The 10,084-nt window shown below is 74.0% G+C and carries 7 protein-coding genes; 4 read left to right on the plus strand and 3 right to left on the minus strand.

Annotation, left to right across the window (positions count from 1 at the left end; translation table 11 throughout):
* Positions 1 to 11: 11 nt before the first annotated feature.
* Complete coding sequence (locus tag ACFV6E_RS05995) at positions 12 to 806, minus strand: SURF1 family protein (RefSeq protein ID WP_385459610.1); 795 nt, start codon at positions 804 to 806, stop codon at positions 12 to 14.
* Between the two features lie 186 nt (positions 807 to 992).
* Between ACFV6E_RS05995 and ACFV6E_RS06000 the strand changes: the two genes are divergently transcribed.
* Positions 993 to 2,888 carry a prolyl oligopeptidase family serine peptidase gene (locus tag ACFV6E_RS06000; RefSeq protein ID WP_385162086.1) on the plus strand — a complete coding sequence of 632 codons (1,896 nt, stop codon included), beginning with the start codon at positions 993 to 995 and terminating at the stop codon, positions 2,886 to 2,888.
* A gap of 31 nt (positions 2,889 to 2,919) precedes the next feature.
* Here ACFV6E_RS06000 and ACFV6E_RS06005 read toward each other — a convergent pair whose 3' ends face one another.
* Positions 2,920 to 4,914 carry an NAD-binding protein gene (locus ACFV6E_RS06005; protein WP_385459630.1) on the minus strand — a complete coding sequence of 665 codons (1,995 nt, stop codon included), beginning with the start codon at positions 4,912 to 4,914 and terminating at the stop codon, positions 2,920 to 2,922.
* 314 nt (positions 4,915 to 5,228) lie between these two features.
* Here ACFV6E_RS06005 and ACFV6E_RS06010 point away from each other — a divergent pair, with 314 nt between their 5' ends.
* Complete coding sequence (locus ACFV6E_RS06010; protein WP_385459612.1) at positions 5,229 to 6,389, plus strand: PucR family transcriptional regulator; 1,161 nt, start codon at positions 5,229 to 5,231, stop codon at positions 6,387 to 6,389.
* An 11-nt stretch (positions 6,390 to 6,400) separates the two neighbouring features.
* Here the strand turns inward: ACFV6E_RS06010 and ACFV6E_RS06015 are convergent, their stop codons facing one another.
* The gene (locus ACFV6E_RS06015) at positions 6,401 to 7,654 is read right to left on the minus strand and encodes an MFS transporter (protein WP_385162082.1); all 1,254 of its coding nucleotides are present in this window, start codon (positions 7,652 to 7,654) and stop codon (positions 6,401 to 6,403) included.
* Positions 7,655 to 8,146: 492 nt separating this feature from the next.
* On the opposite strand from ACFV6E_RS06015, the gene ACFV6E_RS06020 reads away from it, so the two are divergent.
* A complete protein-coding gene (locus ACFV6E_RS06020) occupies positions 8,147 to 9,625 on the plus strand; it encodes a conjugal transfer protein (RefSeq protein ID WP_385459614.1) in 1,479 nt (492 codons plus the stop codon).
* Positions 9,626 to 9,769: 144 nt separating this feature from the next.
* The gene (locus tag ACFV6E_RS06025; protein WP_385162078.1) at positions 9,770 to 10,063 is read left to right on the plus strand and encodes a TcpD family membrane protein; all 294 of its coding nucleotides are present in this window, start codon (positions 9,770 to 9,772) and stop codon (positions 10,061 to 10,063) included.
* Positions 10,064 to 10,084: the final 21 nt, after the last annotated feature.

Below are 10,084 nucleotides of genomic sequence, written 5' to 3' on the forward strand. Positions count from 1 at the left end.
AGGGACGCGGGTTACGGGGCCGACGTACCGGCCGGGGTCTGCCCGGCCGGCTCCGCGGGCGCCGCGTCCGGGACCAGGCCCAGCTCCGCGTCCCGGACGAATTCCGCCTCGCGGCGCAGCAGCCGGAACCACATGAAGACGACGAAGCCCGCGAAGACGAACCACTCGCCGGTGTAGCCGAGGTTCTGGAACGCCTTCAGGTCCAGGCCCGTGCCCTGCGCCGCGGTGGCGGGCACCGCCTTCATCCCGCCGTCGGCCCGGTCGAGCGTGACCCACGCGTCGTAGACGTCGTACGAGACCAGGTTCACCAGCGAGGCCGAGCTGATGGCGGACGTCTGGCCGGCGGGCAGTCCGCCCTGGCCGGGGCTCTCGCTGGCCTGGAGCGCGCCGGTGACGGTGACCTCGCCGGCCGGTGCGGCCGGGGCCTTCGCCGGATCGGCGTCGCCGGGCAGCCAGCCGCGGACGACGGGCAGCGCCTTGCCGCCGTCGGTGCGCAGCAGGGTCAGCACGTAGTAGCCGCGCTCGCCGTCCAGCTCGCGGTCGGGCACCAGCAGCTGCTTGCCGTACCGGCCGGTCGCGGTGGCCTGCGCGCCGGACGTCGCCTGGTCGACGGGGAGCAGCTCGGCCAGCGGGCGGGCCGGCGCCGTCTTGGCCGACGCGGCCTGTTCACCGGCGGTGCGGTGATCCTGCACCCGGTCCTCGAACCGCCCGAGCTGCCATGAGCCCATGAAGACGCAGAAGGGCACGGCCAGCAGTACGAAGACGTTGATCCCCCACCAGCGGGGCGTCAGCAGAAACCGGTACACGACCTCCACGGTACGGTGCCGCCGCGCGGAACCGGGGCGCGGGGTCGGCGGGGCGCGGGGCCGCCGACCACAGGCCGGGGCGGCCGGACGGGAAGTTGTCCACAGGTCGCGGCGGCCGTACCGGGGTTGTCCACAGGCTGCGGAACTCGTCGGCGGAATGCCGGCCGGGCCAGGCACTATGGGGCCATGACTGAGAGCAACGGGTCGAGCGGGCCGAACGGGCAGGGCGGGTCGACGCAAGGGCAGGGGGCGGCGCAGGAGACGGGGGCGGTGCGGGACACCACCGCGGTGCCCGACTGGGAGCAGCGCTTCCGGGCGCCGCGGGTCTCCCTGCCGGACTGGGCCGAGGACGCCCCGGACCGCTCGCTGTTCGTCTCGAACGCGACAGGGACGTACGAGCTGTACGCGTGGGACCGGGCCACGGACAAGCAGCGCCAGATCACCGACCGGCCGAACGGGACGACGGACGGGATGCTCTCGCCGGACGGCGAGTGGATCTGGTGGTTCGACGACACCGACGGCGACGAGTTCGGGGTGTGGCGCCGCCAGCCCTTCGACGGCGGGCCCGACGAGATCGCGGCCCCGGGCCTGGACCCGTCGTATCCGGCCGGAGCGGTGATCGGCAGAGACGGGCGCACGGCGGTCGTCGGACGGTCCACCGACGAGGACGGCTCGACCGTCCATGTCTCCCGGACCGGCGCGGAGCCGGTCGAGATCTACCGCCACCGCGAGTCCGCCGGCGTCGGCGATCTCTCCCACGACGGCACCCTGGTCGCCGTCGAGCACACCGAGCACGGCGACGCGATGCACTCCGCGCTCAAGGTGCTGCGGCTCGACGGCTCCCCGGTCGCCGAGCTTGACGACACCGAGGGCGGCACCGCCGAGCTGGGCCTGGAGGTCCTGGGCTTCGCGCCGGTCGACGGGGACACCCGGCTGCTCGTCGGGCACCAGCGCCGCGGCCGCTGGGAGCCGCTGGTGTGGGACGTGGCGAGCGGCGAGCAGACGGACCTCGCCCTCGACCTGCCCGGTGACGTGGCCGCCGAGTGGTATCCGGACGGCAGCGCGCTCCTGGTCTCGCACAGCTTCGAGGCCCGCGGCGACCTGTGGCGCTACGACCTCTCGAGCCGCGAGCTGACCAAGGTGCCGACCCCGCCCGGCACCGTCTCCGGGGCGACCGCCCGCCCCGACGGCAGCGTGGAGTACCTGTGGTCGTCGGCCGCCCGGCCGCCCGTGGTGCGCTCGACGACGGGCGGCGTGGTCCTCGACCCGCCGGGCCGGAAGTCCCCGGAGTCCGTGCCGGTGGAGGACGTGTGGGTGGAGGGCCCCGGCGGCCGCATCCACGCCCTGGTCCAGAAGCCGGCGGGCGCGACCGGCCCGCTGCCCACGGTGTTCGACATCCACGGCGGCCCGACCTGGCACGACAGCGACTCCTTCGCGGCGGGCCCGGCGGCCTGGGTGGACCACGGGTACGCGGTGGTCCGGGTCAACTACCGCGGCTCCACGGGGTACGGACGGCAGTGGACGGACGCGCTCAAGCACCGGGTCGGCCTGATCGAGCTGGAGGACATCGCGGCCGTCCGCGAGTGGGCGGTGACGTCCGGTCTCGCGGACCCCTCCCGGCTGGTCCTCACCGGCGGCTCCTGGGGCGGCTACCTCACGCTCCTCGGCCTGGGCACACAGCCCGACGCGTGGGCCGTGGGCATCGCCGCCGTGCCGGTCGCCGACTACGTGACGGCGTACCACGACGAGATGGAGGCGCTGAAGGCGATGGACCGCACGCTGCTCGGCGGCACCCCCGAGGAGGTCCCCGACCGGTTCGCGGCCTCGTCCCCGCTGACGTACGTGGACGAGGTCAGGGCCCCGGTCTACATCTCGGCGGGGGTGAACGACCCCCGCTGCCCCATCCGCCAGGTGGACAACTACGTGGACCGGCTCGCCGCCCGCGCCGCCGTCCACGAGGTGTACCGGTACGACGCGGGCCACGGGTCGCTCGTCGTCGACGAGCGCATCAAGCAGGTGGGACTCGAGCTGGACTTCGCCCGGCGCCACCTGCCGGCGGGCACCGGAACCGCGGAGTCGTAAGGGCGTGGCCTCGTACGGCGGGGCCCGGCGCTCATGAGGGCCGGGCCTGGCTCGTCGTCCGCCGGCGGTAGCGGCGGCCGAGGAGTTCCGCGAGGCCCCGGCGGGTGGCGGCCAGGACCACCCGGTCCTCGGGGCGCAGGACATAGGTCGCGGGAAGGTCCCAGACGAGACCGGACGGCCCGGAGCGTCCCGGGCGGCCGGCGGTACGGTCCGTGTCGGGGGAGTCGTCCGGGCCGGACGCCGCCGGGTCGTCCCCGTCGCCGTCCTCGTCCGGGGCCGCGGTGTCCAGCGCGAGCACCCGCCACGCCCCGGCGCGGAACGCCTCGCCCACGGTCCGTCCCGCGAGCTGGGGGTGGCTGCCGACCCGCACGGCGGCGAACAGCAGCACCCGCCGTTCGACCGGTATGGCGCCCAGGATCTGCCGGCCCATCATGGCCCCGGCGAAGGCGGGCGCCGCGAGGTGCGAGACGCTGCGGCTGCGGGTGAGCGCGTGCGGGTGCGCGGCCCGCAGGGTGCGGTACACGGCGGTCGCGAAGTCGTCGTCGTACAGCCGCAGGACGACGCGGAGGTCGGGGCGTACCGAGCGGGCGTAGAGGGACGCTTCGAGATTGGTGGTGTCGATGCTGGTCAGCGCGAGGAGTGCGCTCGCCCGGTGGATCTTCGCCGCTTCCAGGACGCCTTCCTGGGTGACGTCGCCGAGGACCACCGGGACGCGCAGCCGCCGGGCCGTGGCCAGACCGCGGGCCTCGGGGTCGGACTCGACGCACACCACCGGGATGTGCAGTTCCCGCAGCCGGGTCATGACCCGGGTGCCGATCTTGCCGAGCCCGAGCAGCACCACGTGGCCCGACAGGCCCCGGGGCGGCCGGCGCACCGCGCTGCCGCTGCGGAAGGTGCCGAGCGCTTCGAGGACGGCGGCCAGCAGCACCGGCAGGAGCAGCAACCCGATGAGTCCGGAGAGCAGTTGGAGCAGTTGGCGGCCGAAGGGCTGGCCGACCGCCGGGTCGTTGATGGCGAAGAGGTCGAGCAGGGTGAGGTAGGTGGCGTGCAGGGGGTGTTCGCCGGTGACGGCCATGGAGGCCACCGCGAGCGCGACCACGCAGCCCACCAGACCGATGAACGACCAGCGCAGCCGGCGCGACAGCAGGGACGCGAACGGCAGGCCGGTGCGCCCGGCGGGCAGGGCGGGGCCCGAGTAGGAGACCGCCTCCAGGGCGATGGTCCCGCGCCCGGTCGCCCTGGCCACCTCGTCCTCGTCCGGGAGGAGTTGCGGGCCCTGGGCGCCGCTGCCCTCGGAGCCGTCGGCGCCGGCCGGGTCGTTGGTGGTGGCGGACAGCAGCGCCAGGGTGCACAGGCCGGGGTCGGCGACCTGGCCGGGGCCCGGCGGCTGCCGCTCGACGGCCCGCAGCATCAGGCCGTCCGTCTGGACGACCTTGCTGGTGCCGGCCACGGCGGTCGCGGCCAGCGCGGGCGCGGCGGTGTCGGCGTCGGAGAGCACGGTGGTGGACGCGTCGAGGCCGTCGAGCCCGGTGGCGGCGCCGTCGGCGCCGGGGCCACCTGGGCCGCCTGCCGCCAGCGCGGACGCCTGGTCGAGGAGGGCCTCGATGTGCTGGCCGAGGCGGCGGTTGTAGAGCCGCAGGACCAGGCGCAGGCGGGGGTTGAGCCGGCGGGCGGTGAGCGCGGCGCGGATGTTCGTCTCGTCGTCGTCGTACACCAGGGCCAGTGCGGCGGCCCGGTCCACGCCCGCCTCGGCGAGCACGGTCTCGGTGAGTTCGCCGGCCTCGACGACCCGCTCGGCGCCGCCCGGCTCGGTGGTGCGTCCGGCGCCCGCGTCACCGTTCCCGGCCGCCCGGGTCACGGCCGCGGAGACCCGGTCGAGCAGGGCGGAGGCGCGGGCCCGGCCCACCGTCGGCGGCTGCGAGCGCCGCGCGGCCGGTGGCACGACGAGGGTCACCTGCTCGCCGTAGACACCCCGCAGTTCGGCGGCCAGCCGGTGCGCCAGGCCGTCGTCGCCGCACACCACCATGTGAGCGGCGGCGTCGGGCGACTCGCTCTGATACGGAAAGCTCCCCACGACAGTGAAGACTGCCTCACGATCAGCGTCGGTTCCACACCGCGGCGGCACGCGGGCCGCCGCGAACTCACGGACAACAAGAAGAACCGTGGTTGTCAGAAAGGTGAGTCGACCCCGTACGTCGCACGCCAGGACGATCCGAGAAGACGACGGGACCACGGGAGCGCGCCCGCCTCCCCGGAACTCGGAGGGGCTTCGTGACCGTGACCGGTTCACCATCAGGTACGTCGCTGTCGGACCCGCCGTTAGGCATGTCCCTGCCGGACATGCTCCGGCCGCATCTCAGGGACGCCATCGAGGAGATCGAGTACGAGGTGCGGGTGCACGTCTTCGACGGGGTCGCCGCCGCGGACGCGGAGTACGCCCGCGTGGTGCACGAGGTCATCGACGAGACCGTGGCGCACTTCGTGAACTCCCTCGGCGAGGCCGACCCGTCCTCGGCGGAACTGGCCGTCCTCTACGCCCGGTTGGGCGCCGAGGCGGCCCGGCGCGGTTTCCAGCCCGACCGGCTCCAGACCGCGCTGCGGCTGAGCAGCCAGGTCGCCTGCCGCCGGTTCATCAAGGACGCGTACCGGTTCTCCTGGCCGAAGGAGACCCTCGCCTCGCTCACCGACCACCTCTTCGAGCTGCTGGCCAGGGCGGCGGACGCGGGCGCGCAGGGGTACGCGCGGCAGCAGGGCCGGATGGCCGACGACCGCGCCCACCACCGCGACCGCCTGCGCGACCTGCTGGTCCGTGAACCGCCGCCCGCCGCGGACGCGGTCACCGCGCAGGCCGGGGCGGCCGGCTGGACCGTGCCGCGGACGGTCGCGGCAGTCGCGCTGCTGCCCGCCCCGCAGGGCCGCACGCCGAGCCGGGTCCTCCCGCCGGACGTCCTCGCGAACTGGGACCCGACCGCCCCGTACCTGCTCGTCCCCGATCCGGACTCGCCGGGGCCCGAGCGGCTGAACGCCCTGCTCGGGCCGGTCGGTACGGCCGCCGTCGGGCCCACCGTGCCGACCGCGCGGGCCGCCGTGTCGCTGCGCTGGGCGCGGCACACCCTCGCGCTCGTCGGGCGCGGGATCCTCCCGGCCGACCGCCCGGTGCGGTCCGCCGAGCACACCGCGCTGCTCGCCGCGGCGCGGGCCGAGGACCTCATCGACGCCACCTCGGCCGCGTACCTCGCACCGCTCCTCGGCCTCCCGGCCGGCCGCCGGCTCCCGCTCCTGGCGACGCTCCTCGCCTATCTGGAGTGCGGCGGCAACGCGGTGACCACCGGCGGGCGCCTGCACGTGCACGAACAGACGGTGCGCTACCGGCTGCGCCGGATCGCCGAGCTGACCGGGCACTCCTTCCAGGACCCGGCCGGCCGGCTCGACCTGATGCTGACGCTGACCTGGCTGGTGCACACCGCGGGGACCCGCCGCACCACCGCACCACGTAACTGAGAGCCGGGCTCTCAGTGGAGGGCGCGGCGGTGCTTGCCGCGCCGGGGCCGCCGTTTGATCCGGACGAAAGCGAGGGCGAGACCGACGCACTGGAGCACGGCGCAGACACCGATCACGCCGCCGAGCGAGGCGGGCGGTGTGGTGGCGACCAGGACGCCGGCCAGCGGGTAGGGCAGCAGCAGGATCAGCGCGGTCAGCGACAGGGTGCTGCCGAAGACGTGCTCGGGGATGAACCGGGCGCGCAGGGTCCGCAGCACCACGGCGAGTACGCCGTCACCGGCCATGAAGACCGCGACGAACACCAGGTACGCCGGGTACGAACCGGCGCGGGCGAGGGCGAAACAGCTCACCACGGCGACGACGGCGGCCAGCCGGCCGACGAGCAGCGAACCCCAGCGGCCGATGGCGAACCGGCAGAGGGTGATCGCCACCAGGGAGGCCGCCGCCGCGGCGGACCAGAGCAGGCCCACGTCGGAGCTGGAGTGGCCGAGTTCGTCCACCAGGATCACGGGCATCGAGGCCTGAAGCACGCCGAGCGCCAGGTTGGACAGGGCGAGGCCGGTCACCAGGGCGGCCAGCGCGGGCAGCGCCCGCAGCGTCGACCAGCCGGTCCTGATCCCCCGGGCCGCCGGCTCGGCGGGGCCGGGCGGGCTGTGCCGCACCCGGGCGGTGATGAGGGCCGCCAGCAGGGAGAGCGCGCCGATGGCGGCGAGCATGCCGCTGGGCCCGGCCCCTTCGAGCAGGAACCCGCCGGCGGCCGGTCCGGCCAGCGCGGCGCTCTGGTCGATGCCGAGCAGGACCGACTGGACGCGGTGGGCACCGCCGACGGCCCCTCGGCTGACCGCCGCGCCGATGCTCTCGGAGGCGACGTAGCTGAACTGGGTCAGGGCGCCGGTGCAGGTGGCGAGCACCATCACCACCACCGTGGCCCAGCGGTCCGCCACCGTGTCGAGGGCGACCGCGGCGAGCGTGACGACGGCGGCCCGTGCCGCCGCCGCCAGCCGGAAGACCCGGGTGGGACCGAACCGGTCGACGACCGTGCCCGCCACGCTGAAGGTGCTCAGCCGCGGCACCCAGGCCAGGACGAAGGCCACTCCGGTCAGCGACGCCGAGTCAGTGGTGGCCAGGACCAGCAGGGGGATGGCGTACGTCGCCATGGAGGCGGCGGCCGCGTCGGCGAGGCGTGGCGGATAGACGCGGCGCGCGGGGCCCCGCAACGGGGCGCGGGCGTGCCGGGGTCCGGCGGTCGGGACGAGAAGAGTCATCCATGACTTCGCTTCGTGCTGTGGGGGACACCCGGCGGGCAGGCCGAGGACGGTCCGCAACACGGCTGCTGCGGTGCGGCATCGCCCTGTTACCAAGGGTGATCGAAGATGATCGAATAAGATCACGTCCCCTGCCGCGCAGTCCACCCCGCGGACGGGCACGGTCGCGCTGATCGTCGTACGCCCGGTCGCGGGCCCGGAGCCGGTGCGTGCGGTCCCGGCGGCGGTGCGGGAGACCGCCCTCGGCCACCCGGCCCCGCGCACCCTTCCGCGGGCGCTGGTGCCCGACGGGGAATCCGGGCAACTCGCTTGATCGGAGGACCGAATCGGTACTTGACTTCGGGGCACCGAAACCCTCGCGGTCCGCGAAGCGGAACCGGGCGACCCGCCGACGCCGTCACCCTATAGTGAGTGTGTATATACAATGGACTGCCGGACGGTCTCGTAGCACGAGCCGGCCGTTCCGGGTGTGGTGCAGCGGGAGGGGGAGCCGTGGCAGTACCACCTCAGGGTGATGCTCCGAACGGCGGTGTCGGCGGTCGGCGGCCCGGCGGGCAGCCGGAGGGCGGGCGTGCGACGCCGGCGCTCACGGAGGAGATGCTGATCCGCGGCGCCGGGCAGGACGGCCGTCCGCGCAAGTTGTTCGGCCGCAGGAAGGCCGCGGAGCCGGCGGCTCCGGCCAACCCCTGGGTGACCGGGGGAGACGGCGGGCAGGGCCGGCCCGCTAACGGGACCTCGCGCCTGCCGGGCGACGGCGGCGACACCGGCCCCGCCACCGAGCAGCTTCCGCGGGGCGGCAAGAAGGCGGGCAAGAAGCGGAAGGGCGGCAAGGAGGAGGAACCCCCGAGCGGCAACGGCTGGTTCCACAACCCCTTCGCCAAGCCCAAGGCCGGCTCCTCGGCGGCGGACCGGGCGGGCGTCTCCTCGGCCCAGATGTGGGCGGGACCGCGCCGCGGCATCCTCTTCCGCCGCTTCCTCGGTGTCTTCGGCGTCCTGCTGCTGCTGTTCCTCTTCGTGAAGCTGAACGGCAAGGCGAGCAAGACGCAGGTGCAGGCCGAGGTCGACGCGGCCGTCAAGGCGTCCGAGCAGGACTTCCCGCGGGGCGCCGCCGTGATGTGGGCGGCACCCCTGGTCAAGCTCTTCGCCACCTACGACACCGACCACGCCGAGGACCGCTCCAGGGCCCTCCAGCCGTACACCATCAACGGGCTCGACAAGCAGCTCGGCTGGAACGGGGAGGGCGAACAGGCCGTCATCGACCTGGTGATGAGCGAGGACGTCGTGACGAGCGGCAAGAGCGAGGCCGTGGTCCGCGGCACCGTCCAGGTGGACGACGGCTCCTGGCGCTGTGTGGCGGTCCCCCTGTTCACCACCGAGCGCGGCGGCGCGACGGCCTTCGGGCTGAGCGCCACGCCCGTCTACGTGCCGTGCGCGGGGCTGACGTCACCGCCCAAGGACACGCAGTCCGAGCAGCAGAACGACACCGACCTGGCGCGCGAGCTCACCAACGAATTGCTGCCGCCGTTCCTGGCCGCCTGGGCGCAGAGCGACACCGTGAACCTGGAGCGGTATCTGCTGCCCGGCAGCCAGTCGTTCGGCCTCGGCGGCGCGTACACCGGCGCGGAGGACGGCGGGCGCCCGACCGTCGACGACGTGTACGTCCCCGTGGCGGGCAAGGGCGCGAACGCCGACCGCCGCACGGTCACCTTCAGCACGACGCTGGTGACCGCGGACGGAAAGGCGGCCCAGACGTCGACGTACCGCGTCGACATCGCCAAGCGGAACGGCCAGTGGTACTTCGCGGGCGATCCGTCCCCCGCGGTCGGCTCCGTCGGCGGCGACCAAGTACCCGCCGTACAGCCCTCGGAGGGCACCGGCGACATGTACTCCCACAGTCCGGATCCCTACCCGAGCGCAACAACTTCGACAGCTACGCAACAGCCGTCGACCAGCGCATCCGCAACCCCGTAAGAGGCGTATATACATAGTGGTACGACGGTGACGGGGGTCCGCTCGGGTGAGTCCCGGTGCCGTGTCCACGCAGTGCCTCCACGATCAACTCGCGCGAGTACACAGCTCCATGCGCGCCACGCAGAAGAGGAACAGGACATCCAGATGCTCAGCCACGCGCTCATGGCCAACGCGGCCGACATGCACGTCTACCTCGCGGACGCCGACCAGATCACCGACAAGACCAGCACCATCGGCAAGGCCATCCTGGCGGCCACGGTGGTCTTCGCCGTCGTCGCCGCGTTCTTCACGCAGTCCCAGCGCAAGTGGATGGTCGTCGTGACCATCCTGCTGATCGGCAGCTTCACGTTCATGATCGTCGACGACCCGAAGAACCTGCTGAACGAAGGCGGAGACTTCATCAAGACCAACGTCTGGGACCCGATCATAGGTTCCTGATCCGGCTGTGCCGGGCGGCGC

Origin of the sequence: Streptomyces sp. NPDC059785 (assembly GCF_042732375.1) — a bacterium.
Taxonomy (GTDB): domain Bacteria; phylum Actinomycetota; class Actinomycetes; order Streptomycetales; family Streptomycetaceae; genus Streptomyces.